This window comes from Citrobacter sp. Igbk 17, assembly GCF_028069775.1.
In the GTDB taxonomy this organism is placed as follows: domain Bacteria; phylum Pseudomonadota; class Gammaproteobacteria; order Enterobacterales; family Enterobacteriaceae; genus Citrobacter.
Genome location: NZ_JANEWI010000007.1, coordinates 86,715 through 112,606, shown reverse-complemented (window position 1 = coordinate 112,606; position 25,892 = coordinate 86,715). Strand labels below are relative to the sequence as shown.

Here is a 25,892-nt window from a genome sequence, read left to right as displayed (position 1 = left end):
TGCGCCCCATCGTATCTCCAGGAAACAGCAATGAATATTCCACACTGGTGGCAAAACGGCGTTATTTATCAAATTTACCCCAAGAGTTTTCAGGACACCACCGGTAGCGGTACCGGTGATTTGCGCGGTGTGACGCAGCGTCTCGACTACCTGCAGAAACTGGGGGTCGATGCTATCTGGCTGACGCCATTCTACATTTCACCGCAAGTTGATAACGGCTATGACGTCGCTAACTATATGTCCGTCGATCCGGCCTACGGTACGCTTGCAGACTTTGACGAACTGGTCACGCAGGCAAAAGCGCGCGGCATCCGTATTATCCTTGATATGGTGCTTAACCATACTTCAACACAGCACGCCTGGTTTCGTGACGCTCTGGATAAAAACAGCCCGTATCGTCAGTTTTATTTCTGGCGCGATGGCACGTCAGAGGCCAGCCCGAACAACTGGCGCTCCAAATTTGGCGGCAGTGCCTGGAGCTGGCACGCCGAAAGCGAGCAGTATTACCTGCACCTCTTTGCCCCAGAGCAGGCCGATCTGAACTGGGAAAACCCGGCGGTTCGCGCTGAGCTGAAAAAAGTGTGCGAGTTCTGGGCCGATCGCGGCGTGGACGGTCTGCGTCTCGACGTGGTGAATCTTATCTCTAAAGATCAGGACTTCCCGAACGATCCAGACGGTGATGGACGCCGTTTTTATACCGACGGTCCACGCGCACATGAATTTTTGCGTGAGATGAACCGCGATGTCTTTACCCCACGCAACCTGATGACGGTGGGAGAAATGTCATCCACTACGCTGGAACATTGCCAGCAATACGCCGCCCAGGATGGTAGTGAGCTGTCGATGACCTTTAACTTCCACCATCTGAAAGTGGATTACCCCAATGGAGAGAAATGGACGCTAGCAAAACCCGACTATCTGGCGCTAAAAACCCTGTTCCGCCACTGGCAGCAAGGCATGCACAACGTCGCCTGGAACGCGCTGTTCTGGTGTAATCACGATCAGCCACGTATCGTTTCGCGTTTTGGCGATGAAGAGAAATACCGCGTTCCTGCCGCCAAAATGCTGGCCATGGTGCTGCACGGTATGCAGGGCACGCCTTATATCTATCAGGGGGAAGAGATTGGCATGACCAACCCACACTTCCGCCAGATAACCGATTATCGCGACGTGGAAAGCCATAACATGTTCGCTGAGCTGAATGCGCAGGGACGCGATGCCGACGAATTACTGACGATTCTGGCCAGTAAATCCCGTGATAACAGCCGCACGCCGATGCAATGGGATGCCAGCAAACACGCAGGCTTCACGCAGGGTGAACCATGGATCAATCTGTGCGACAACGCAGCGGATATCAATGTCGCAGCGGCGCTGAATGATGACGACTCGGTGTTCTATACCTATCAGAAGCTGATCGCATTGCGTAAAGCGGAGCCGGTTCTCACCTGGGGTGATTACCAGGATCTGCTACCTGACAGCCCGCACATATGGTGCTATCAGCGCGAGTGGCAAGGGCAGCGGCTTCTGGTCATTGCCAACCTGAGCAACACCTTCCAGCCCTGGCAACCCGCTGACACCCAGGGAAACTGGCAGGTGATGATGCACAACTACGCCGAGGTCGCCAGCCAGCCAGGCGATATGACATTACGTCCTTTTGAAGCCATCTGGTGGCTGCAAAAATAGCTTGCAATTGGCTTTGAGCCCGGTACGGATAGCGCTACCGGGCTTCACCGAAGATGTCTGACTTACCTTCCTGTTTTTGTTGAATAATTAATCAGATTTTTCTTGCCACAATTTACAATCGGCTGCAGTGCCCGTCATCTGTACGCTCCAGTTTTTACTTTGCGCTACATCAAATAAATCGTAAACATCCTTGATGCAAATCACTACATATAGAACTTAAAATGCACGCCGACCCAATATGTTGTATTAATCGACTACAATTGCTACAACGACATTTCCCCGGTTAGCGGTGGAATTGTGGATAAAGTGGGTCGGGATTGCGGGAAGTCATTGGCCTGATAGATGAATAAACCCATGGCCGCTTCCCCAACCTCTGTGGATAACCTGTTCTTATAAATATGGAGTGATCATGACACCGCATGTGATGAAACGAGATGGCTGTAAAGTGCCGTTTAAATCAGAGCGCATCAAAGAAGCCATTCTGCGTGCAGCTAAAGCAGCGGGAGTCGATGACGCAGATTACTGTGCCACCGTCGCAGAAGTCGTTAGCAGTCAGATGAATGAGCGCAGCCAGGTCGATATCAACGAGATCCAGACCGCGGTAGAAAACCAACTGATGTCTGGTCCGTACAAACAACTCGCCCGTGCGTACATCGAATATCGCCACGACCGTGATATACAGCGTGAAAAACGTGGCCGTCTGAACCAGGAAATTCGTGGTCTGGTTGAGCAAACCAACTCTGCTCTGCTGAATGAAAATGCCAACAAAGACAGCAAAGTGATCCCGACCCAGCGTGACCTGCTGGCGGGTATCGTCGCCAAACATTATGCACGCCAGCACCTGCTGCCGCGTGATGTCGTCCAGGCACACGAGCGTGGTGATATTCACTATCACGACCTCGACTACTCGCCGTTCTTCCCGATGTTTAACTGCATGCTGATCGACCTGAAAGGTATGCTGACACAGGGCTTTAAGATGGGTAACGCGGAGATTGAGCCGCCAAAATCCATCTCGACCGCAACCGCCGTCACTGCACAAATCATCGCGCAGGTTGCCAGCCATATTTATGGCGGCACCACCATTAACCGTATTGATGAAGTCCTCGCGCCCTTCGTGACCGAGAGCTTTAATAAACACCGTAAAACCGCTGAAGAGTGGCAGATCCCGGATGCTGACGGTTATGCACATTCCCGTACCGAGAAAGAGTGCTACGACGCATTCCAGTCCCTTGAGTATGAAGTGAATACCCTGCATACCGCTAATGGTCAGACGCCATTCGTCACCTTTGGTTTTGGCCTGGGAACCAGCTGGGAATCACGTTTGATCCAGCAATCCATTCTGCGTAACCGCATCGCGGGACTGGGTAAAAATCGTAAAACAGCCGTCTTCCCGAAACTGGTATTCGCGATTCGTGACGGTCTGAACCACAAGTTTGGCGATCCAAACTACGACATTAAACAGCTGGCGCTGGAATGCGCAAGCAAGCGTATGTACCCGGATATCCTGAACTACGATCAGGTAGTGAAAGTCACCGGTTCGTTCAAAACCCCAATGGGCTGCCGTAGCTTCCTCGGCGTCTGGGAAAACGAGAACGGCGAACAGATTCACGACGGACGCAACAACCTTGGCGTTATTAGCCTGAACCTGCCACGCATCGCGCTGGAAGCCCATGGTGACGAAGCCACCTTCTGGAAACTGCTCGACGACCGTCTGATTCTGGCACGTAAAGCGCTGATGACCCGTATCGCGCGTCTGGAAGGTGTGAAAGCCCGCGTTGCGCCAATCCTGTATATGGAAGGTGCCTGCGGTGTTCGCCTGAAAGCGGACGATGATGTGTCTGAAATCTTTAAAAATGGCCGCGCATCCATCTCTCTGGGTTACATCGGCATTCACGAGACCATCAACGCGCTGTTTGGTGATAAGCACCTGTACGACAGCGAAGAGCTGCGCGCCAAAGGTATCGCCATTGTCGAACGTCTGCGTCAGGCTGTTGATCAGTGGAAAGACGAAACCGGCTACGGTTTCAGCCTGTACAGCACGCCAAGCGAAAACCTGTGTGACCGCTTCTGCCGTCTCGATACCGCCGAATTTGGTGTGGTACCAGGCGTAACCGACAAAGGTTACTACACCAACAGCTTCCACCTTGATGTAGAGAAGAAGGTGAACCCATACGACAAAATCGACTTCGAAGCGCCGTACCCGCCGCTGGCAAGCGGAGGCTTCATTTGCTACGGCGAGTACCCGAACATTCAGCACAACCTGAAAGCGCTGGAAGACGTGTGGGATTACAGCTACCAGCACGTGCCGTATTACGGGACCAACACGCCAATCGATGAGTGCTACGAATGTGGCTTTACTGGTGAGTTCGAATGCACCAGCAAAGGCTTCACCTGCCCGAAATGTGGTAACCACGACGCCGCGCGCGTATCGGTAACCCGTCGCGTATGCGGCTACTTAGGCAGCCCGGACGCCCGTCCGTTTAACGCCGGTAAGCAGGAAGAAGTGAAGCGCCGCGTTAAGCATTTAGGTAACGGGCAGATAGGTTAATTTCCGTTTGCAAAGGCCGTAGGCCTGATAAGACGCAATCGCGTCGCCATCAGGCATCACAATGTTGCCGGATGCGGTGCAAGCACCTTATCCGGCCTACATGCTTTCTGGACATCTTCTATGCAATACCACCAATATTATCCCGTCGATATCGTTAACGGCCCCGGCACCCGCTGCACCTTGTTTGTTTCCGGGTGCGTGCATGAATGCCCTGGCTGCTATAACAAAAGCACATGGCGGTTAAACTCCGGTCTGCCATTCACCAAAGAGATGGAAGACAAGATCGTTGCCGATCTGAACGACACGCGCATTCATCGTCAGGGGATTTCGCTGTCCGGCGGCGATCCGCTGCACCCGCAAAACGTGCCGGATATTCTGCAACTGGTACAACGTATTCGCGCTGAGTGTCCGGGGAAAGATATTTGGGTGTGGACCGGTTACAAGCTCGATGAACTCAATGCCGCGCAGATGCAGGTGGTGGATCTCATCAACGTGCTGGTTGATGGCAAATTTGTGCAGGATCTTAAAGACCCGGCGCTTATCTGGCGCGGTAGCAGCAACCAGGTGGTACATCATTTGCGATAATTTTCCGGCGGTAGACGTTCTGTTTTCCGCCTCTCAAAAACGACTCACGCACTCCATCGCGACCGTTTTGAACTCGGTGAAATTCCTGCTCGCGCAGAGTCGCGTCATGGCGCGTTCACGCAGGAAGGTGACAAAGATATCGTAGATGGCCATCGCTTCTTCGTATTCGCTTTTACTAATGGCGAGCAAGAAAATCACGTGTGCCGTTTCATCGCCCCAGGCAATACCCTGCGGGGCGAGGATGGTGTAGACCACCGTTTTCTTTGCCAGCAAGCCGAGCGCATGCGGCAGAGCAATGCTGTCGCCCAACATGGTGCTGACAATGGCCTCACGTTCAACAACCGAATCAAGAAACTCCGCGTCGACAAAACCTTCATCCTGCAACTGGTGGCATAACGTTTTGAACAGCGTCTGCTGATCCATGGTGCCGTCGATAATACGAAAGTGGGCGGCATCGAAAAACTTGTTCAGCATCCACGGACGGGTTCTGTCGACCAGCACCAGTTTGCCAATCTGCTCCAGTTGATAATCGGTAGGGAACGGCGCAATCATCACTACGGGTTTATCTTTTTCACCGATCCGCGCGGTAGAAATAACGAAGTCTTCGCTGATGCTTTCACGCTGTTCGTAGTCGCGTAGCGTCACGGTGCCCACAATATCAATCTGCGGATATTTTCGCGCCAGCACCGCTTCAATCATCCGCACCATCGCATTTCCCGCATCACAGACCAACAGCACACGCGGTTGACGCTGGTAACCGATGTTGTAACTACGTTCCAGCCCAACGCCAATATGCAGAACCAGAAAGCCGATCTCATTTTCACTGATGGTATACGGCGTGTATTTTCCCCAACCTGACACGGCGGCCAGCGTCATATCCCATGCCATCGGGTAGTGCTGTTTAATATTTTCCAGCAACGGATTAGGGATCATTATCTGGTAACGCACCCGGGTGATCATTGTCTTAATATGTGTCAGCAGATCGGCATGCAATTGCTGGTCATTCAGCAGGTTGTAGTTGTACTGGGTGTTGATAAAACGCAGGATGTAATTGACCAGCGCTTCGTCATCATCGGCATTGATGGCGCTGGGCGCAATCTCCTGTACCTGACGGGCGGCAATGTGTACCTGAAGCCAGTTTTCTTCATACGCGGAAAGCGGCTTGTCTGCCAGTTGGTGCAAAATCCCCGCAATCTCTCTTGCCGCCAGGCACACCGCCTGTTCAGTTTCTTCAGCGGCAAATTCAGGCAGTGGATACCCTTCGCTAATCCGCCGGATAGCCACCGCACAGTACAAGCGCAGAAACAGCTCGCCCTCATCGGTCAGTCGAATATGAAAACGGGCAAAAATATCCTGTAAAATCGGTTGTAGCTGTTCAGGGATCCCGGCATTCAGCGCCTCTTGCGTCACTAACGGATGCTGCGGATCCTGCTGCGCCAGCGTCCATAGCAGATCGGTCAAACAGGCGCGAATCGCCATCTCGCTGCCGAACAGCTTCATGCCATGCCGGGGACGTGTTTCCAGCGTCAGATGATAACGTTGCAGGTGTTCACGGACTTCGGCCATATCGTTTTGCAGCGTCGCACGACTGATAAACCATTCATCAGCTAAATCTTCAAGTTTCAGTGAAAAGGCCGACGTCAGAAAACGGACCACCAGCCAGTGTACCCGCTCCTGGCTGGTTCGCGGGATGCGCAGCAACGTTTCAGGCTGCTGCGTTTGCAGGGAGTGATAACTTGCCGGGTCATCAATTTTAAGCTGGTAACCGCTGCCCCTGCTGAGAACAAACTGCGCGCCGTACTGGGTAAGCAGCGCGTTTAGCGCCGTAATATCCGCACGTACGGTGCGTGTAGAAACCGACAACCGCTGCGCCAGCTCATCCTGCGGGAGCGCTTCGTTTTGCAGCATGTCAAACAGCTGCGCTAAACGTTGGTTGGGGAATCTCACGTCAGTTTCCTCATCTGTTAATTAGCCTACGCAGGCGCGGGTGATCGCCAGCAGTTGGCGAACGTCCTGCGGACGGGTATCGCCACTCACCTTATCAATAATCGAACTATAGATGTGAGGAATGATTTTGCTCACTCCAGCATCAAGGGCGATCTGCAGGATTTCCGCGAAATTTTCCAGGTCTATACCGCCGGTAGGCTCAAGCCAGAAGTCGTGGCGGGCGCAGGCCTGCGCGACCGCGATGTATTCGTCACGGCATTTCAGACCGCCCATCGGAAAGTACTTAATTGAGCTACCGCCCATATCTTTGAGCAGAGCAATCGCGGTTTCAACCGGCACAATGCCGTCTGGTGCCTGGCTGCTTAGCGGACCGGTGGAAATTTTCACCCTGCCCGGCGTCCCCGTTGGCGAGACCAGACCATTGACTACCGTATCCTGCTGGCCCAATAACGCACGGCTGGTTGCCACGCCGGTAAACACCTGATTAACATGCTGAGGCTGCACCTGGCGGGAAATTTCACTGACCATTGCCGACTGGTTCGGATCGCCCGCCCCCAGCCCCACAGACAGTGCATTGTCAATAAGCGCCGCGTATTCACGCATATCCGCAACCGCGCTTTCGACGTTGGGGTAATTTTTTGACAACACGCCAACCAGCACGTGTCCTTCCGCCGCCGCATAAATATCCCGGGCGTTCTGTTTGGAGCCTGCCAGCACGTTCAGACAGACGCGATCGCGGTAAAAATTAGGGGTTAATTTCATGCTTTTTGCTCCTGCGAAATCACTTCAGCAATCCGGCGAGCCACAATCTCCAGTTGCGCACGATCGACGCTGCGCACATCCGCCTCAATGATGCCTTCATTGGCTTTGTAACCACGGAAGTAAATCGCATACTCCCCTTGCTTCAGCGCGTCGACCAGTTCGCCCGTGGCGATACCGGTTACCGCTTCGTCAAACTTAATTTCTGTACGTGCAATGTCACGCCCTGCACTGTCCCACACGACACGAGCGCTCACACCATTCAGGGCATTCAACGCCTCTATAAACGGCGTCATTTTTTCTACCATCTCTGCGCCGCTCTCTTTCTGCGCGCTTAGGTACAGTTCGATAGCACAGGTCAAACCGAGGATGCCTTCTTTGCCGACCTTCATTGCCCGGCCAATGCCCGCCGTCTGGCGTTTGACCCATTCAACATACTGCGTTTTGCCAATCACCAGACCGCTGGTTGGCCCTTCGATCGCCTTCGCTCCGCTGTAAATGACCAGGTCCGCGCCGACACGGTAGTAACATTGCAAATCCTCTTCCGCCGCCGCATCGACGATCAACGGTAGGTTATGCGTGCGAGCGACCACCGCAGCCTGCTCTACGCTGAGCATGCTTTTCTGTACACAGTGGTGAGATTTGATATACAGAATGGCCGCCGTGCGCGGTGTAATAGCCGCAGCCAGCTGCGCCGCCGAGCATTCGTTGGCATAGCCCGCTTCCACTAACTTACCGCCGCCGAGCGCCACCATCGCGCCAACCGGAGCGCCGAAGTTAACGTTGTGGCCTTTGGGTAGCACGATTTCGTTGTTATCGACAGGCGTCACGTGCAGGTTTTCCAATAGCCAGTCACTGTCTTTAACCAGCACCGCCGCCACCGACTGGGCAATCCCTGCCGAGGCACAGGAAACGACGGTTGCCCCTTCCACATCCAGTAACTTCGCAATGTACTCACCTGTCTTATTGACCAGATCTTTCATTTCGAAGTATTGATTCATCCCCGCCATCGCAGCCTGAACCACTTCCGGTCGTGGCGTGGAGACACCCAGTGCCGTCATGCGACCGGATGTATTAATCACCTGTTTTAAATGGTACTTCTCAAAAATTGAAGGCATGTTCCGCGCTCCCTTGTTCGGTCATATAGCCCTTACCCGCACGTATTGCGGCAAGCGGCACCAGCAGTTGTTCAGCCTGCAGGCTGTCGTTTTCGGCATCTACCAGCACGCCTGGCTGGCGTTTCAACGCAAAGAGGGTCAGATCGGCATCCAGCCCCACCTGCAGTCGGCCCTTGTTTTTCAGCCGCAGACCATCGGCCGCATTGGCGGTTACGCATTCAATAACCTGCGGCAGTGACATGCCGATAGCGAGAAACTTCGACATCACATTCGCCAGGGAATACACCGGGCCGCTGATACGATTGCGACAGTAAATATCGGAACTGATGGTGTGCGGCAGAATACCCAGTTCGATAGCGCGTTTCGCCACCGCAAAGCTGAGGCTGGCTGTACCGTGCCCAACGTCCAGACGAACCCCGCGCGAAATCGCCCGTGTCACCGATGCACGCAGCTCACCTTCCGGTGTCAGAATGCGGTTTGGCTTACCGTTGTAGCAGTGGGTGATGATATCGCCCGCCATCAGGCGTTCGGCAATCTCATCCAGATCCGGGGGGTTGTTGCCGATGTGCACCATCAGCGGCAGGTCACCGTTCTGCGCCTGCATCGCTTTAGCCCGATCCAGCGGTGTAATGCCATTTTCACCGACCACGCTGCTGCTCATGCGCGCCTTCAGACCCACGATAAAATCGGGGTGGCGTTTCACCGCCTGCTGCACCGCATCGGCGTCGATATTGGCCATGTTAGCCAGCTCGTTCTGCGCGATAAGCCCAACGCGGGAGATATTCAGCAGTGCATAAACTTCAGTGGCTGCATCGCGCGTCAGCGTGTAAAAATCGTCAATATCATCAGCGCCAGTACTGCCCGCATCCACCACCGTAGTGACACCGGTGGCAATGCCCACGCTGTCGGGTTGGTCATGATAAATCGGGGATTTGGGATAACAGTGGACGTGGGAATCAATCCAGCCTGCGCTGACGTAGCACTCGCCGCGTAAGTCGATGATGTTTGCCGCCGGGCTATCAATGTCGCCCAGCGCCGCGATTTTGCCGTCCTTTAGCGCAATATCACTCACCGTATCGTCAACCAGACGCGCATGGCGCAGGAGTAAATCAAACATGTCTCTCTCTCCTGTTGAAATGGGGGCGGTCGTGTAGGCCTGATAAGCGCAGCGCCATCAGGCGTCATTTCCGGATGGCGGCTGCGCCTTATCCGGCCTACAACGGCACACCATCAACTAATGGCAATCGGGAAGATGGAACCGAGGATCATCGCCCCAAGGATCGCACCGCCGGTGATTGGTTTCTGCCACAGGTAAAACAGCAGTGCGCCCGCCAGAGAGCCGATCCCGATAGGAATAGAGGCCGTCATGGCACTGAGGATAATCAACGGCCCAAGGAAGCGGCCGGAGGCGTTGCCGGCCCCCATCATCACGTCAGCCCCGTAGGTCGAGTCGCTCTGATTGATGGTGAACTTACGCGCCAGAATGATGATGTAGCCAATCGCCAGACCAATCACCAGACCGGTGACCAGTGAGGCGGCAAAATTGGCGACCGGGAAAATAATGCCCGCCCCCAGTAGCAGCGCCGGAACGCCTAACCCAACACCGGTCTGAATCGCCCCGCCGATGTCCAGAATCCCCACCAGCGAACCTTCAATGATGCGGGCAAACAGGAAGCTTGCACCAAAAGCCGCTACCGCGCCGTAGGAGCCGGTATCCATTCCCGCTTTAAGCATCGCCACGAATGCCACTTCGTTGAATGCACCAATGCCATACAGGTAGTACATGTGCGTTCCGGCAAAGACGCCAGAAGAGAGCAAGCCAACGAAGATCGGGAATGACCAGTCGGCAAACCAAAAACCTTTATTTTGTTCCATGATGGCCTCCGTTATTTGCCACTGAGCGAGTTGTGGATCAGTTCCAGCCAGTTAGGCACGGTCAGATGGAAAGATTCGATCATCTTCATATCGAAGCCGCGGAAGAAGCCGCTCAGGACGAACAGCGCGACGATAGCCACCATCATCACTTTGGTGACGTGGTTCCAGCCGCTCTCTTCAACACCTTTACCAATCAGGATACCGAGGACCAGACCCGGAACGGCGTTACCCATAATCAGCTGTGCTGCACCACCGAAAACGGTCGCCCAGAAGCCAGATTTTTTACCGGCATCGATCGCCGCCAGCCAGAAGATCACCGGCATTACCGTGTTGACCAGCAGGTTGGCTGCGGGAACCAGCACCTTAACGGCGGTAACCTGCAATGCTTCGGGTACGGATGATGCGGTAAGGTTCAGGAACGTCACAACGATCATGCCAATGACGCCACAAGCAATCGCCATGCGTTTAGGATCGTGCAGCGTTTCACCGACGTTGCGATTTTTGATCATCAGCGCGGCGGCACCCCAGTTGGGGATGATGCGGTGGTCAACGTCCTGAGTGAACGCCCCCGCCGCAACGGAAGAAGCCCAGGCGTTAAAGAAGAAGCCCAGGCCGAACGAGAAGTGAGAAGCCGGATCCCCTTCACAGGAATTCAGTTCCCCAAGGGTACGAAATGCGCCCATCCCTTGAGTGGTAGGCGCATGAAACATGCGTGCAGCCCCAGCGCCGACACCGACGCCAACCAGCGCGCCGATGATGAGCGATTTTATTAATATTATCAGGAACATAGTTATGCCTTTTAATAGAGAATCAGCGTTGCGTAACGAAATCCACCTTGTCGAGATTGATGGCAGTCACGTTGACAGTCACATCCAGCTCCACGCTGAAAGTGCGTCTTTCCCGGCGTAGAAAGAGGAATAAAAACGCCTCTTTGCGCACCGTTTCACGCGCTTGAACGACCTGCACATCCTGTGGCTCAATACGCAGTAAGATATGCGGCGATGCTTTCATCACCGCAGCCTGAACGTGGTTCAGGGCATCGGCAAAGGCGCGCGCTTTGGCTTCGCCCTTGCCAGTGACTCTCACCGTGGTGGTGAATTGCTCTTTCATACTTAAGCGCCGTATTTCTTTTGCCACGCCTGTACCAGGCGCTCGCCGAGCTCTTCTTTGTCCATAAAGCCGAACCCCAGCACGTTGCAACCTTCGTTGATGGCGGTCACGCCCTCTTCAACTGAGCGCATTCCATATTTCGCCTTGTAGCCGTATTTGGTCTGTGCAGTGATAGCCCCCGCGCCGCCGCTGCCGCAAAACGAGATGCCAAAGGTGGCATTTTCCGCTTTCATCACATCGCCCAGCTTCATATCAGCGGCAACGCCCGGTACCACAACCGCACGGCCGCCTGCTTTCTCAACACCTGCCGCCACTTTCTGGCCTTTACCCAGACGATCGCCAATCACTACGGTAATCTGTTCCATCTTTTGCTCCTTAAAGGTTGTCTTTCGCGACTTCGAAGTGCACCGACAGCAGCCAGGCCTCTTCCTCAGGAAGATTGCCAAACTCGGCGACGACGTCGCGGGCAAGCGCCATTGATTCGGCAGATATTTCATCAAATAAGCTGGCATCGACTTCAGGTAGCGGTTCACCCGTGACCGAGCGGTGCGCCATAGCGCGAACGTGCGATGTCAGCATCTGTTCCTGTACTGCGTTGGGAATAATGTGGCGTTCACGCAGCAAGGCATACACCTGCGCCAGCATGCGCTCGGCCAGTTCCACCGATTCCCCCATGTCATTCATTACAGCTCCGTTATTCACTCGTCTTACCCCACTAATGGCTCTGAGGGTAAAGTAGCGGTGGAGGTTAAAAGTTTGTAGCGAGTTGTTTTCCACTTCGAAGTGGAAACGGACGCAGCGACAGTGATCTGTGCCGCAAAAAGGGCGGGATTGGTTATTTTCCCCTTGGATAACGTGATGGAGATCGCACGAGATAGCAGGGAAACCGCAAGCGGCAGGAAAAACGGGTTGGCGTTAAAAGTTAAATAATGTGATGGGGATAACGTTTACTTATGGGTGAGAGTGGTGCCGGAGGGCGACGCTGTCGCGTCTTATCCGGCCTACGGTTGCGCAGGCCGGATACATAAATTAACGATACTTCTTATGGTAAGCGTTGCGGGTGGTTTTCAGCTCTTCCGCTGCGGCTTTCGCCTCTGAGACTTTACCTTCATTCGCCAGTTTCAGCGCACCGTCGATCTGGCCGATCAGCGTGTCAAAACCGTGGCGGAAATCTTTCATCTCCGGGCTATCAGGGGATTTGCTTTCCAGCTTCGGTGGTGTTCCTTTCTGTGCATCCAGCGCAGCTGTACGCATTTTCGTTAACGCATCTTTTAACTCGGTCGCGTTATCCGTTTTTTCAACGATCTTCAGGTTGTCGTTGAGGATCCCCATGTCGTCTTCAAGATCGGCTGCAAAGGCAGAAGAACCAAGAACCAGCGTTGAAGCCGCGACGATCGCTAACAGGTGTTTACGCATTGCTCACTTCCTTTTTATTATTAAAAAATAACGCCAGATACCCTAAATCATTCGAGCTGCAGCTTGAAGTATGACGGGTATTACTGCCCGGCGATCTTCATCTCCGGCAACAGTACCGAACCACACTGTATATTGCTGCGGGTTTCAATATCATTACCGACGGTGACGATATTTCGCCACATATCTTTTAAGTTACCGGCGATGGTAATTTCGCTCACCGGGTACTGAATTTCGCCATTTTCAACCCAGAAGCCCGCCGCGCCGCGCGAGTAATCCCCGGTAATACCGCTCACGCCCTGCCCCATCAGCTCAGTCACCACCAGGCCGGTGCCCATCTCTTTGAGCAACTGCTCGAAGCTTAGTCCCTGCCCCGGAATTCGCCAGTTGTGAATTCCGCCCGCATGGCCGGTGCTCTTCAGCCCCAGCTTACGCGCAGAGTAGTTGGTCAGCAGCCACTGGGTCAGCACGCCATCTTTAATAATGTCACGGCGTTCCGTACGCACGCCTTCGCTGTCAAATGGCGAAGAGGCCAGCCCTTTCAGCAGGTGCGGATGTTCTTCAATGGTCAGCCATTCCGGCAGAATTTGTTTGCCCAGCGAATCCAGCAGGAACGTGGATTTGCGGTACACCGAGCCACCCGCAATGGCGCCGACGAGGTGTCCAAACAGCCCGGTCGCCACTTCGTTGGCAAAAATAACAGGTGCTTTCATGGTGGAGAGCTTACGCGGCGACAGGCGCGATAACGTGCGGCGAGCACAGTCGGCCCCCACCCATTCCGGCGTTTGCAGATCGCCCATCGCACGGCCAATGGTGTAGGCATAATCGCGTTCCATATCACCATTTTCTTCAGCGATCACGCAGCTGGAAAGAGAGTGACGCGTAGAGCAGTAACCCTGCAACATGCCATGGCTGTTACCAAACACTTTGATGCCATAGTGGCTGTTAAAGCTGCCGCCTTCGGTATTGGTGATGCGTTTGTCCGCCTGCAACGCTGCCTGTTCAGCGCGCGCCGCCAGTTCGATAGCTTCATCAGGCGTGACTTCCGCCGGATGGAACAGGTCTAAATCGGGTGCATCAAAGGCCAGCAGGTCTTTATCAGCCACGCCTGCACACGGATCCGGTGAAGTGTAACGGGCGATATCCAGCGCGGCCTGCACGGTGCGCGCAATCGCCTGTGGGCTTAAATCGGTGGACGATGCGCTGCCCTTACGGTTCTGGTGATAAACCGTAATCCCCAGCGCACCATCGCTATTGAATTCTACGTTCTCCACTTCACCATAACGGGTGCTGACGCTAATACCCGTGGTCTTGCTTACAGCGACTTCCGCGCCATCCGACTGACCTGACGCTAATTCCAGTGCTGTCGAGACCGCTTCTTCCAGAATCTTACGCTGCGCTTCAACTTGTGAGATTACTTTCATCGCAAATGCCATAATGTAGAGAGAGTTTCTCTGAAGTCTAACAGAGAACCGTTTTTCAGTGCGCATCTTAACTGGTAACATTAGCCTCTTTTTTTTTAAGGAGCCTGACATGACTAAGCAGCCCGAAGACTGGCTCGACGACGTTCCCGGTGATGACATCGAAGACGAAGACGATGAAATTATCTGGGTCAGTAAAAGTGAAATTAAACGTGACGCCGAGGAGTTAAAACGCCTGGGTGTGGAACTGGTCGAACTGGGGAAAAACGCGCTGGATAAAATCCCGCTCGATGCGGATTTACGTGCCGCAATTGAGTTGGCCCAGCGTATTAAGATGGAAGGACGCCGCCGCCAGCTGCAGCTCATTGGTAAGATGTTGCGCCAGCGCGATGTCGATCCAATCCGCCAGGCACTGGACAAGCTGAAAAACCGCCACAACCAACAGGTTGTACTGTTTCACAAGCTTGAGCAACTGCGCGATCGCCTGATCGTCGAAGGTGATGATGCCGTAGAAGAAGTGCTGAACCTGTGGCCAACCGCCGATCGCCAGCAGCTTCGCTCTCTGGTTCGTAATGCGAAGAAAGAGAAAGAAGGCAACAAGCCGCCGAAATCAGCACGTCAGATCTTCCAGTATCTGCGTGAACTGGCGGAAAACGAGGCCTAACCTCTTCGTCCGCCGAAAGTGCCGGATGGCGGTGCAAACACCTTATCCGGCCTACTATCCGTTGTAGGCCCGGTAAGCGTAGCGCCACCGGGCATTTTTTTACTCTTCTTCTGCCTGAGCTTTCTTCGCCAGACCATCCAGCAGTTTTTGATGAATACCGCCAAAACCACCGTTGCTCATTACCAGGATATGATCGCCGGGTTGTGCGGTTTTCACTACCATATCCGCCAGCGCATCCACATCACCACTCCAGTGAGCTGGCTGGACACAGGCTTCAGCGACTTCCGCTACCTGCCACGGAATATGCGGTGGTTGCAGCAGGAATACTTCGTCCGCGCGGCCTAATGATGGCGCGAGATCGTCTTTGCACAGTCCCATTTTCATGGTGTTAGAGCGAGGTTCCAGCACCGCAATAATGCGTGCCGTGCCGCCCACTTTCCCGCGCAGCGCCGCAAGCGTTGCCAGAATTGCGGTTGGGTGGTGGGCAAAATCGTCATACACCGTCACGCCGTGCGCTTCACCACGCAGTTCAAGACGACGACGAGCGTTAATGAACGAGCCTAGCGCATTCGCCGCATCGGCTGGCAGCACCCCCACGTGACGGGCTGCCGCAATCGCCATCAGGCCATTGTGCATGTTGTGTTCGCCTACCAGGCCCCACTTAACTTCACCCACTTTTTCACCGTCCAGCCACACTTCCCACTCGGAAGCATCGGTGGTCAGTTTTTTCGCCTGCCAGTGACCCTGCTCGCCCACCAGCTCCTGTTCGCTCCAGCATCCCATCGCCATCGTCTGTTTCAGATTGATGTCGTTTTCCGGGTAGATGATGCGTCCCTGACCCGGCACGATACGCACCAGGTGATGGAACTGTTTCTGAATCGCTTTCAGATCGTCAAAGATGTCCGCGTGATCGAACTCAAGGTTGTTGAGGATCAGGGTTCGCGGGCAGTAATGCACAAATTTGGAACGCTTATCAAAGAAGGCGCAGTCGTACTCGTCCGCTTCAATCACGAAAAAGTTGCTTTCACCCAGACGCGCGGAAACTTCAAAGTTACCCGGCACGCCGCCGATCACGAATCCCGGTTTATAACCACAGGCCTCGAGGATCCAGGTTGCCATTCCCGCCGTAGTCGTTTTACCGTGCGTCCCCGCTACCGCCAGTACCCAGCGATCGCGCAACACAAAGTCATGCAGCCATTGCGGACCAGACATGTATGGAATGTTCTTCTCCAGCACCGCTTCCACGCAGGGATTACCACGTGTCATCGCATTACCGATGATCACCAGGTCCGGTTGTGGGTCGAGCTGGCTGGCATCGTAACCCTGAATCAGATCAATACCTTGTTTCTCAAGTAAGGTGCTCATCGGCGGATACACATTGGCGTCCGAACCCGTTACTTCATGACCGAGCGAGCGTGCCAGCATCGCCAGACCGCCCATGAAAGTGCCACAAATTCCCAAAATATGAATGCGCATACGTCACTATCCTTTTTTAATCTGGGGGCCATTTTACGCACATGTCTGGCAACTGAGAAACGCATTTCAGGATATTCCGTAGTTTGCTGGCGCGATTCACCTGAGCGCGATAGCTGAAATATTTGTTAATATTGTTGCGGTCGCTTTACTCCACATAAATTGCAGGGAAAGTGTTATGAAAACGTTAGGTGAATTTATTGTCGAAAAGCAGCACGAGTTTTCTCATGCTACCGGTGAACTCACTGCTTTGTTGTCGGCAATAAAGCTGGGCGCCAAGATCATCCACCGCGATATCAATAAGGCCGGTCTGGTCGATATCCTGGGTGCCAGCGGTGCAGAGAACGTGCAGGGAGAGGTGCAACAAAAACTCGATCTGTTCGCAAACGAGAAACTGAAAGCTGCACTGAAGGCGCGCGACATCGTGGCGGGTATTGCCTCAGAAGAAGAAGATGAAATCGTCGTCTTTGAAGGCTGTGAACACGCAAAATACGTTGTGCTAATGGATCCACTGGATGGCTCATCCAACATCGATGTAAACGTCTCTGTCGGTACGATTTTCTCTATTTACCGCCGCGTAACCCCTGTCGGCACACCGGTCACGGAAGAGGATTTCCTGCAGCCGGGCAACAAACAGGTTGCTGCAGGTTACGTTGTTTATGGTTCATCCACCATGCTGGTGTACACCACCGGTTGTGGCGTACACGCCTTCACCTACGATCCTTCTCTGGGCGTATTTTGCCTCAGCCAGGAACGTATGCGCTTCCCGGCCAAGGGGAGCACTTACTCCATTAACGAAGGCAACTACATCAAATTCCCGAACGGCGTGAAGAAATACATTAAATTCTGCCAGGAAGAAGATAAGGCCACTCAGCGCCCGTATACCTCGCGCTACATTGGCTCTCTGGTTGCCGATTTCCATCGCAACCTGCTGAAAGGTGGGATCTATCTGTACCCAAGCACCGCCAGCCACCCGCAAGGGAAACTGCGTCTACTGTACGAATGCAACCCGATGGCCTTCCTGGCCGAGCAAGCGGGCGGCAAGGCAAGCGATGGTAAAGACCGTATTCTGGATATCACCCCAGAAAGCCTGCACCAGCGTCGCTCCTTCTTCGTCGGTAATGACCATATGGTCGACGATGTAGAGCGCTTTATCCGCGAGTTCCCGGACGCGTAAGCGCAACATCCCGGCCTATAACGCGTTGTAGGCCGGATAAGCGAAGCGTCATCCGGCACGATGCGGTGATATTGCCGGATGGCGGCGTAAACGCCTTTATCCGGCCTACAAAATCCTACGTTCGGTTAGACTGTCTGTAGCTTAAATACGGCCATGGCTTCGATTAGCGCTGAAGACTGCTCTTCCAACGAGCGGGTAGCCGCTGAAGACTGCTGTACCAACGCCGCGTTCTGCTGCGCCGTTTCATCCATCTGACTCACCGCAATATTCACCTGCTCAATCCCACGGCTCTGCTCCTGAGACGCGCTGGCAATTTCACGCATCAGCTTGGTCATACGCATAACCTCGGTCGCGATTTCATCCATGGTCTCCCCCGCCTGTTGCGCCAATTCACTTCCCTCACCCACATGCGTATGGGAATCACTGATCAATGTACGGATCTCTTTTGCCGCCTCGGCGCTACGGCTGGCAAGATTGCGTACTTCCCCTGCTACCACCGCAAAACCACGGCCTTGCTCACCCGCGCGCGCCGCTTCAACGGAGGCATTGAGTGCCAGGATATTGGTCTGGAAAGCAATACCGTCAATCACACTGAGGATATCGGCAATTCGGCTGGAGCTGCCGGAAATATCGCGCATTTTTTCAATTACATAGCACACCATCTCACTGCCCCGATCGGCGGTATCCGATACCGATTTTGCCAGCTGATGCGCCTGCTCTGCGTTTTCCGCGTTCTGTTTCACGGTCGCGGTGAGTTCTTCCATACTGGCAGCGGTCTGTTCCAGCGACGTGGCGGTGGATTCTGTACGTTGCGCCAAATGCTGGTTGCCTGCGCTCAATTCACGACTGCCAACATCAATTTGCGAGCTGGCTTCACGCACACGCTGCACAGAATCACCCAACGCATGGCGCATTTCATCCATCGCAGCGTTAAGGCGGTTGAATTCAGCGCTGGCCGATAACGTGCTAACAGGCGACAAATCGCCTGTCGCCAGACGTTCCAGCTGTTCAATAATGTTATCCAGGGGTTTAAGAAACTTATTTCGCAGCATAAACCAAATGACCGCCAGCAACGCAATGGCAGCCAACATGGCAGCACTCATAATACCGTGATAAACCAAAGAGTTAATAACACGGGTGGCGGCATAAAGCCCCATACTGCCGGTCAGCAACAGAAGAAACGTCAGCAGAGACAATAACACCAACAAACTTGATCGAATTGAAAGGGATTTTGGCATCGTTATATTTCCGGTTGTAGGGATAAAACAGACCTGTACAGAACCTATCGACTACAACCGGAAAAAGTTTAGGTATTTAAATGTTTTCTGGAAAATCATGATGTTACTTTGGTACTTCAGCCGTACTCACGCGAGTGACCGGCGAGCTCTGACGATTTTCCCAAAGCACCGTGAGACCACGTTGTAAGGCAATAAAAATAAACAATAAAATGCCAATCGCGATTTTTGTCCACCAGGAACTTAATGTGCCATCAAAATTAATATAGGTCTGAATCAGCCCCTGAATGGCAACGCCAAATAAGGTACCCAAAACCGTACCAACCCCACCGCTGAGCAACGTACCGCCAATCACCACCGAGGCGATAGCATCCAGTTCTACTCCGACACCTGCCAGCGCATAACCGGCCTGGGTGTAAATGGAAAAGACAATGCCGGCAAGCGTCGCAAGCCCGGTGGACAGCATATAGATACGGATGGTGGTGCTGCGGGTTGAGATGCCCATCAGGTTGGCCGAAGTGGCGTTGCCGCCAATGGCGTAAACCTGATTACCAAAGCGCGTACGGTGCGCCAGGAATATACCGATGACGACGACCCCTAGCATCAGTAATCCCATCGCACTCAGGCGACCGCCGCCGGGGATCTTCCATGCCAGACTGGAGAGGGCGTCATAAACAGGATGGTTGATCGGAATCGACTCTTCGGAAACCAGATAGCTAACGCCGCGCAGGAAGAACATTCCCGCCAGGGTAATGATAAATGCAGGGATCTTCAGGGCATCAATCAGCAACCCCATAAACGCACCAAACGCACAGCCCATTGCCAGAATCAAAGGAAACGCCAGCAGTGGCGAAATCCCCCAGTAACCAATCGCTTTTGCTAAAAATACCCCCGTAAAGGCAATCACCGACCCGACGGAAAGATCGATCCCCCCGGAGAGAATGACGAAAGTCATACCCACGGCGATAATCCCTAAAAAGGCGTTATCAGTCAGAATATTGCAGATCACCCGGGTGGAGGCAAAAGCCGGAAATTGCGTCAGGCAGTAGAGGTAGCCCAAAATAAAGACCCCGAGGGTGATCATCAGCGGTAAATTACGTTTTATCACGACCGCGCACTCCTTTTATCAGGCTGATAAAGCGTTGTGACTGCACGACCAGCACGCACAACACCACGATGGCTTTGACCACCTGATTCAGTTCCGGCTGGAAGCCCGACAGTAAAATCCCGGTGTTCATCCCCTGAATGATCAACGCGCCAATTACCGATAGCAGCAGGTTAAAACGTCCGCCCATCAGCGAGCCACCGCCAATAACTACCGCGAGGATGGCATCCAGCTCCAGCCATAACCCGGCGTTATTGGCATCGGCCCCGCGAATATCCGCGGTGACGATAATGCCGGCAATCGCTGCGCACAGGCCGCTCAGTACATAGGTAAGCATCACAATGATGCGGGTGTTGACCCCGGCATTTTTCGCCGCACGAATGTTGATACCTACCGCTTCAATAAACATGCCCAGCGCCGTTTTTCGTGTCAGCAACCAGAACACTACCAGCGTTAGCAATGCAATAATTACCGGCGTGGGGAAAAGCAACAGCGAGCCGCTGCCAAACCACGACAGATCAGGTGAGTTGAAGGTGACGATCTGCCCGGAGGTGATCAACTGCGCCACCCCACGCCCGGCGACCATCAGGATCAGCGTCGCGACAAACGGTTGGATCTTGAGGATCGCCACCAGAATCCCGTTCCACAATCCCGCCAGAAGGCCGGAGCCTAAGGCAGCAAGCAGCACCACGGGTAAGCTGTGCCCGGCAACCGTCATCGCAGCGGTTGTCGCCCCTGCAATAGCCATCACCGCCCCAACGGACAGATCGATGCCGCCAGTGGCAATCACCAGCGTCATACCAATCGCCAGCAGCGCCACGGGCGCGGCGCGGTTGAGAATATCAATCGGGCTGCCGAACAAGCGGCCATCTTGCAAAATGACCTGATAAAAGTGCGGCGCGACCAGGCTATCCACCAGCAGCACCAACAGCAGCGCCACCAGTTGCGGCATTCCCTTTGGCCAGCGAAACCGCCGCTCAGGCGGATTGGATTGAGGGAGAGATTGAGGCATCACCATAGTCTCCTTAGGCCGCAATAGCGTTCATGATCGCCGGTACGGACAATTCAGCCAGTGGGATCTCGGCCACCTGTTTGCGATCGCGCATAATAATGACCCGATCGGCATAGCCCACTAACTCTTCCAGTTCGGATGAAATCACCAGTAGCGCCAGACCATCCGCGCACAGCGTTTCGATCAGGCGGATAATCTCGGCATGCGCACCGACGTCGATCCCCCGCGTGGGTTCATCAAGGATCAAGAACTGCGGTTTGGTCAGCAACCAGCGCGAGAGCAAGACTTTTTGCTGATTGCCGCCGGAGAGAAACTCAATCGGCTGTTCAGCGTTGGGGGTGCGGATACCGAGCTGACGAATAAAGCGCTCGGCGATCTCGTTTTGTTCTTTCCGCGGGATAGGCCGCAGCCAGCCTCTCTGCGCCTGCAGGGCCAGAATGATATTTTCCCGTACCGAAGCCGCGGCGATGATGCCATCCGTTTTGCGATCCTCCGGGCAGAAGCCGATCCCCAGACACGAAGCCTGATGCGGCGATCGCAGCACCTGCGGTTTACCTTTGATCAGCGCACTGCCGCTGTCTGCGGGTTTAATACCAAAGATCACTTCCGCCGTTTCTGTTCGTCCCGATCCCAGCAGCCCCGCCAGCCCAACGATCTCGCCGGGGCGTACCTGCAGATCGAACGGTGCAATCGTACCTTTCTTACCAAAATCACTGAATGCCGCCACCGGTTTATCACTCAGCAAGGTGCGGCCCGCACGCTGTAGTGCATGGGTATCCAGTTCACGACCCAGCATCATTTTCACCAGTTCGATCTGTGGCAGCTCGCGGGTTTCACGGCAACCCACAAACCCGCCGTTACGCAGGACAGTGATACGATCGCTGACCTGATAAACCTGATCGAGGAAATGGGTGACGAAGATCAGGCTGACGCCGCGATCGCGAAGATGGCGCATCAGACCGAACAGCATTTCAACTTCCTGGGTGTCGAGGCTGGCGGTGGGCTCATCGAGAATTAACACTTTCGCGGAGAGATCGATCGCCCGACAGATGGCAACTATCTGCTGCATCGCCACCGAAAAGCGGTTCAGCGGCTCGCGCACGTCGAGCGAAAAACCGTAAGACGCCATCAGCTCCGTGGCACGTTTTTCCATTTGCTTACGTTGCAACAAACCGAAGCGTCGCGGCTCACGACCAATAAAAAGATTATCTGCCACCGACATATTGGGCAGCAGGTTTACTTCCTGATATACGGTGCCAATCCCCAGTTGCTGGGCATGAGCAGTATTCTTAGGGGAGATAGTCTGGCCTTCGAGCCAGATCGTGCCGCGATCGGCATGATAAACGCCGGTCAGCGCTTTGATCAGCGTCGATTTTCCGGCCCCGTTTTCTCCCAGCAGCGCCATAATCTCGCCACGACGCAAACTGAAATCCACATTATTCAGCGCCTTAACGCCGGGAAAGAATTTGCTTAATCCTTCGGTGCGGAGGATTTCCTGATATTGGTCGGTGGTCATGGTTCCCCCTGCATCACGCCGGATGGCGCTGCGCTTATCCGGCCTACAAAAGAGCGTAATGTAGGCCGGGCAAGCGCAGCGCCCCCGGCATTTTCATGAAGGCCTAATAGCCCATGTTTTTCTTCTTCTCTAACTCTTCTTTTGCGGTATCAGGCAGATAGAGGATGGATTTGGTAATGGTCAGCTTCTCAGGCATCGTGCCGTCTTTCTTGAATTTCTCCAGCGCATCGAATGCCGGCCCTGCCATATTTGGCGTCAGCTCGACGCTGGCGTTGGCTTCGCCATCAATCATCGCTTTATAGATATCCGGTACGCCGTCGATTGAACCGGTCAGAATATCTTTGCCCGGCTTCAGACCCGCTTCTTTAATCGCCTGGATAGCCCCGATCACCATGTCATCGTTGTGAGCGTAAACCATGCAGATGTTCTTGCCGTTATTTTCAGCTTTGATAAAGCTCTCCATGACTTCTTTGCCTTTGCTGCGGGTGAAGTCCCCGGACTGAGAGCGAATAATTTTGATGTTTGGCGCGCTGGCGATGGCTTCGGCAAAACCTTTTTTACGGTCAATCGCCACGCTGGCCCCGACGGTCCCTTGCAGCTCAACCACGTTACACGGTTTGCCGTTCACCTCTTTAATCAGCCAGTCGCCGATTAATTTACCTTCCAGCACGTTATTGGCAGTAACGGTGGTCATATAGAGAGATTTGTCTTTTACATCGATGGAACGATCGAGCAAAAAGACCGGAATGTTGGCATCTTTCGCTTCTTTTAACACCGGCTCCCAACCCGTTGCCACAACCGGCGCAATAAAGATGGCATCCACACCCTGTGCAACAAATGAGCGTACGGCTTTGATCTGGTTTTCCTGTTTTTGCTGGCCGTCAGCGATTTTCAGCGTAATACCACGCTTTTCGGCCTCGCTTTTCGCCACATTGGTTTCCGCCGCGCGCCAGCCGGATTCAGAGCCAACCTGCGAAAATCCTACGGTTAAAGGGGCTGCCAATGCCATAGACGACATGGCTGTCGAAACTGCTGTGACTAAAAGTAAGCGCTTCCACATAAGTGCGTCCTCGTAGGGGGATTATTGTTGGTTAATAAACAGTCGCGAAAAAACTATAGACAATTGAGCATGTAACGAATTGCGTTACATCACACTTCAAAAAAGTAAATAAAACGTTAATCACAACTTTGTAATCGCTTTCATATCACTATGAAAAATGTGGCTGAAGATATGGATTTTTCTGTCACGAAAGAGAAGAAAAAAGAAGAAAATGTGCGCCGCGAAATCGAAAACAAGCGGAGACATTCGGCGCGAGTTGGCTATAATACCCGCCACTTGTTTGCCATAGCTTATTTAAAGGAAACAGACATGAGCTTACTCAACGTCCCTGCCGGTAAAGATCTGCCGGAAGATATCTACGTTGTTATCGAGATCCCTGCAAACGCAGATCCGATCAAATACGAAGTTGACAAAGAGAGCGGCGCCCTGTTCGTTGACCGCTTCATGTCCACCGCGATGTTCTATCCGTGCAACTACGGTTACATCAACCACACCCTGTCTCTGGATGGTGACCCGGTAGACGTTCTGGTCCCGACTCCGTACCCGCTGGAACCAGGTTCAGTTATCCGCTGCCGTCCGGTTGGCGTACTGAAAATGACCGACGAATCCGGTGAAGATGCGAAACTGGTTGCCGTACCGCACACCAAACTGAGCAAAGAATACGATCACATCAAAGATGTTAACGACCTGCCGGACCTGCTGAAAGCGCAGATCACTCACTTCTTCGAGCACTATAAAGACCTCGAAGCGGGCAAATGGGTGAAAGTTGACGGTTGGGACAACGCTGAAGCGGCTAAAGCTGAAATCGTTGCTTCCTTCGAGCGCGCGAAGAAATAATTTCGCCTGCACTGAAAACCCTGAACACCAGCCTCTGGTTAGTAAGGGTTTTTTTATGCCTGTACTTTCCCTCCCTTTATTCTCCCGGTAGCCCGCTGGTTTCTTTTTGACCTACCAGATTGGGTAGTCACATTTCATTCATCTTATTTGCGAATGAGATTAGATCTCATTATCATTCGCAACACGTAAATAAATGTGAATAAAAGTCAATGAACCTCCACACTGTGAAGTCCCTGAAACACTATTCCGGCGTAGCACTCGTCACGGCGCTGTTATTTACCAGCCTGCCCAGCACGGCAGAGACGCTGCCTGAAAACGATTTTCTGACCCACGATGTCGGTAACGGCGTGTATGAACTGGCGGTTGATAGTCAGCAGAACACGCTTTTTGCCGCTTCGTCTCCGTCATTTGATAAAGACAAAACCAGCGGGCTTATCTACAAACTCGATCTGGAAAAACTCACAACCACCGAAGTCATCAAGACCAGCCGCCGCGCCTTCGCCACCGCGCTGGATGAAGAGAACCAGGTACTGTATGTCGGTAATACGCTGGAAGGTTCAGTCACCTTAATCGATACCCGCAGCGGTAAAGAGCTGGCGATACTGCAACTGAGCGAAGCCAGCAACCCGAAAGATATTGTCCATACCCGTGAAATGGTGCTCGATAAACAGCATCACCGCCTGTATGTCTCCGGCGTGGCTGAAAAAGGCATTGTCTGGGTCGTGGATACGCAAAAACGTGAAAAAATTGCCACTCTTGAAAACATGGGTCAGTACCCAACCGGTATGGCCGTCGATGCTGATAAAGATCGCTTGTATGTCGTGAATGGCCGAAATGAACTGATTACACTGGATACCACCAGCCAAAAAATTATTAACCGTTTTACCATTGAATCTGACAAAAAACATTTCTTCCTGAATATTGCGCTTGATGCAAAAAATAATCGTGCGTTTCTGACCGATCCTGATCTGGCTGATGTTCTGGTTGTCGACATTAATAATGGAAAAGTTATTGCACCAATTAAGGTCATTAATTCTTTAGCCGTGCTATATAACGAAAAACGCCAGGAAGTTTATATCACCCACCGTAATGCAAAGCGCATCAGCATTGTGGACAGCAAGACTTATCAGGTAAAACAAAGCATTGAAACCAAGGCCTTACCTAACAGCCTCGCGCTTTCGGCAGATGCTAACACCCTGTATGTCAGTGTAAAGCAGTCGGAAAAAATGATTGGCATACAACCCGACTACGTGCTGAAAGTCGATCTCTCTAAATATTAATAATTAAAAATACTTCTTGCACCTTGCAGCTTTTCCGGGTTGCAAGGTGATGCTTTTATTTTTTTACTTTTCAG

At 53.3% G+C, this 25,892-nt stretch carries 24 protein-coding genes; 7 read left to right on the top strand and 17 right to left on the bottom strand.

Annotated elements, in window-relative coordinates; translation table 11 throughout:
- Nucleotides 1-30: 30 nt before the first annotated feature.
- The 3 genes from treC (at nt 31) to nrdG (ending at nt 4,816) form a co-directional block, all read left to right on the top strand.
- Nucleotides 31-1,683: an alpha,alpha-phosphotrehalase gene (gene treC / locus NNO08_RS06480; RefSeq protein WP_271456371.1), complete on the top strand. Its 1,653-nt coding sequence runs from the start codon at nt 31-33 to the stop codon at nt 1,681-1,683.
- 409 nt (nt 1,684-2,092) lie between these two features.
- Nucleotides 2,093-4,231 (top strand): anaerobic ribonucleoside-triphosphate reductase, encoded by a 2,139-nt coding sequence (gene nrdD, locus NNO08_RS06475; RefSeq protein ID WP_005134198.1) that lies wholly within the window; start codon nt 2,093-2,095, stop codon nt 4,229-4,231.
- 120 nt (nt 4,232-4,351) lie between these two features.
- Complete coding sequence (gene nrdG / locus NNO08_RS06470) at nt 4,352-4,816, top strand: anaerobic ribonucleoside-triphosphate reductase-activating protein (RefSeq protein WP_202039771.1); 465 nt, start codon at nt 4,352-4,354, stop codon at nt 4,814-4,816.
- Between the two features lie 33 nt (nt 4,817-4,849).
- Here nrdG and NNO08_RS06465 read toward each other — a convergent pair whose 3' ends face one another.
- From NNO08_RS06465 to pmbA, 11 genes are all read right to left on the bottom strand, one after another.
- Nucleotides 4,850-6,763, bottom strand: coding sequence for a BglG family transcription antiterminator (locus NNO08_RS06465; RefSeq protein ID WP_271456370.1), 1,914 nt, complete (start codon nt 6,761-6,763; stop codon nt 4,850-4,852).
- Between the two features lie 21 nt (nt 6,764-6,784).
- On the bottom strand, nt 6,785-7,525 hold the full coding sequence (gene dagF, locus NNO08_RS06460) for a 2-dehydro-3-deoxy-phosphogluconate aldolase (protein WP_271440315.1): 741 nt from the start codon (nt 7,523-7,525) through the stop codon (nt 6,785-6,787).
- Complete coding sequence (locus tag NNO08_RS06455; protein ID WP_271456369.1) at nt 7,522-8,640, bottom strand: DgaE family pyridoxal phosphate-dependent ammonia lyase; 1,119 nt, start codon at nt 8,638-8,640, stop codon at nt 7,522-7,524. The genes dagF and NNO08_RS06455 overlap by 4 nt, the downstream gene beginning before the upstream one ends.
- Nucleotides 8,624-9,757 carry an amidohydrolase/deacetylase family metallohydrolase gene (locus NNO08_RS06450; protein ID WP_271454055.1) on the bottom strand — a complete coding sequence of 378 codons (1,134 nt, stop codon included), beginning with the start codon at nt 9,755-9,757 and terminating at the stop codon, nt 8,624-8,626. The genes NNO08_RS06455 and NNO08_RS06450 overlap by 17 nt, the downstream gene beginning before the upstream one ends.
- A 113-nt stretch (nt 9,758-9,870) precedes the next feature.
- Nucleotides 9,871-10,515, bottom strand: a complete 645-nt coding sequence (locus NNO08_RS06445) for a DUF4310 family protein (protein ID WP_003830379.1) — start codon at nt 10,513-10,515, stop codon at nt 9,871-9,873.
- An 11-nt stretch (nt 10,516-10,526) separates the two neighbouring features.
- Nucleotides 10,527-11,303: a DUF4311 domain-containing protein gene (locus tag NNO08_RS06440; RefSeq protein ID WP_003025764.1), complete on the bottom strand. Its 777-nt coding sequence runs from the start codon at nt 11,301-11,303 to the stop codon at nt 10,527-10,529.
- A 22-nt stretch (nt 11,304-11,325) separates the two neighbouring features.
- Nucleotides 11,326-11,625, bottom strand: a complete 300-nt coding sequence (locus NNO08_RS06435) for a DUF4312 family protein (protein ID WP_038636649.1) — start codon at nt 11,623-11,625, stop codon at nt 11,326-11,328.
- Between the two features lie 2 nt (nt 11,626-11,627).
- The gene (locus NNO08_RS06430) at nt 11,628-11,990 is read right to left on the bottom strand and encodes an SFCGS family glycine-rich protein (RefSeq protein ID WP_137383954.1); all 363 of its coding nucleotides are present in this window, start codon (nt 11,988-11,990) and stop codon (nt 11,628-11,630) included.
- A gap of 10 nt (nt 11,991-12,000) precedes the next feature.
- A complete protein-coding gene (locus tag NNO08_RS06425) occupies nt 12,001-12,309 on the bottom strand; it encodes a glycine dehydrogenase (protein ID WP_271456368.1) in 309 nt (102 codons plus the stop codon).
- 345 nt (nt 12,310-12,654) lie between these two features.
- Entirely contained in the window at nt 12,655-13,041 is a 387-nt protein-coding gene (cybC, locus tag NNO08_RS06420; protein ID WP_005134218.1) for a cytochrome b562, read from the bottom strand.
- An 80-nt stretch (nt 13,042-13,121) separates the two neighbouring features.
- Entirely contained in the window at nt 13,122-14,474 is a 1,353-nt protein-coding gene (gene pmbA / locus NNO08_RS06415) for a metalloprotease PmbA (RefSeq protein ID WP_271440312.1), read from the bottom strand.
- A 97-nt stretch (nt 14,475-14,571) separates the two neighbouring features.
- Between pmbA and yjgA the strand changes: the two genes are divergently transcribed.
- Nucleotides 14,572-15,123: a ribosome biogenesis factor YjgA gene (gene yjgA / locus NNO08_RS06410; RefSeq protein ID WP_137378430.1), complete on the top strand. Its 552-nt coding sequence runs from the start codon at nt 14,572-14,574 to the stop codon at nt 15,121-15,123.
- Nucleotides 15,124-15,222: 99 nt separating this feature from the next.
- On the opposite strand, the gene mpl is transcribed toward yjgA, so the two are convergent.
- Complete coding sequence (mpl, locus tag NNO08_RS06405) at nt 15,223-16,599, bottom strand: UDP-N-acetylmuramate:L-alanyl-gamma-D-glutamyl-meso-diaminopimelate ligase (protein WP_271449173.1); 1,377 nt, start codon at nt 16,597-16,599, stop codon at nt 15,223-15,225.
- Nucleotides 16,600-16,774: 175 nt separating this feature from the next.
- On the opposite strand from mpl, the gene fbp reads away from it, so the two are divergent.
- Nucleotides 16,775-17,773, top strand: coding sequence for a class 1 fructose-bisphosphatase (gene fbp / locus NNO08_RS06400; RefSeq protein ID WP_271440309.1), 999 nt, complete (start codon nt 16,775-16,777; stop codon nt 17,771-17,773).
- A 125-nt stretch (nt 17,774-17,898) separates the two neighbouring features.
- On the opposite strand, the gene NNO08_RS06395 is transcribed toward fbp, so the two are convergent.
- The 5 genes from NNO08_RS06395 to ytfQ form a co-directional block, all read right to left on the bottom strand.
- Nucleotides 17,899-19,011, bottom strand: coding sequence for a methyl-accepting chemotaxis protein (locus NNO08_RS06395; protein ID WP_271456367.1), 1,113 nt, complete (start codon nt 19,009-19,011; stop codon nt 17,899-17,901).
- Nucleotides 19,012-19,114: 103 nt separating this feature from the next.
- On the bottom strand, nt 19,115-20,116 hold the full coding sequence (gene yjfF, locus NNO08_RS06390; RefSeq protein ID WP_271456366.1) for a galactofuranose ABC transporter, permease protein YjfF: 1,002 nt from the start codon (nt 20,114-20,116) through the stop codon (nt 19,115-19,117).
- Entirely contained in the window at nt 20,103-21,125 is a 1,023-nt protein-coding gene (gene ytfT / locus NNO08_RS06385) for a galactofuranose ABC transporter, ATP-binding protein YtfT (RefSeq protein WP_271440306.1), read from the bottom strand. Before ytfT ends, yjfF begins: the two co-directional genes overlap by 14 nt.
- Nucleotides 21,126-21,138: 13 nt before the next feature.
- Nucleotides 21,139-22,641, bottom strand: a complete 1,503-nt coding sequence (ytfR, locus tag NNO08_RS06380) for a galactofuranose ABC transporter, ATP-binding protein YtfR (protein WP_271456365.1) — start codon at nt 22,639-22,641, stop codon at nt 21,139-21,141.
- A gap of 103 nt (nt 22,642-22,744) precedes the next feature.
- Nucleotides 22,745-23,701: a galactofuranose ABC transporter substrate-binding protein YtfQ gene (gene ytfQ / locus NNO08_RS06375; RefSeq protein ID WP_048212856.1), complete on the bottom strand. Its 957-nt coding sequence runs from the start codon at nt 23,699-23,701 to the stop codon at nt 22,745-22,747.
- 309 nt (nt 23,702-24,010) lie between these two features.
- Here ytfQ and ppa point away from each other — a divergent pair, with 309 nt between their 5' ends.
- Nucleotides 24,011-24,538 carry an inorganic diphosphatase gene (gene ppa / locus NNO08_RS06370; RefSeq protein WP_005134479.1) on the top strand — a complete coding sequence of 176 codons (528 nt, stop codon included), beginning with the start codon at nt 24,011-24,013 and terminating at the stop codon, nt 24,536-24,538.
- 209 nt (nt 24,539-24,747) lie between these two features.
- On the top strand, nt 24,748-25,818 hold the full coding sequence (gene yncE / locus NNO08_RS06365) for a 7-bladed beta-propeller protein YncE (RefSeq protein ID WP_271456364.1): 1,071 nt from the start codon (nt 24,748-24,750) through the stop codon (nt 25,816-25,818).
- The last annotated feature ends 74 nt before the right edge of the window (nt 25,819-25,892 follow it).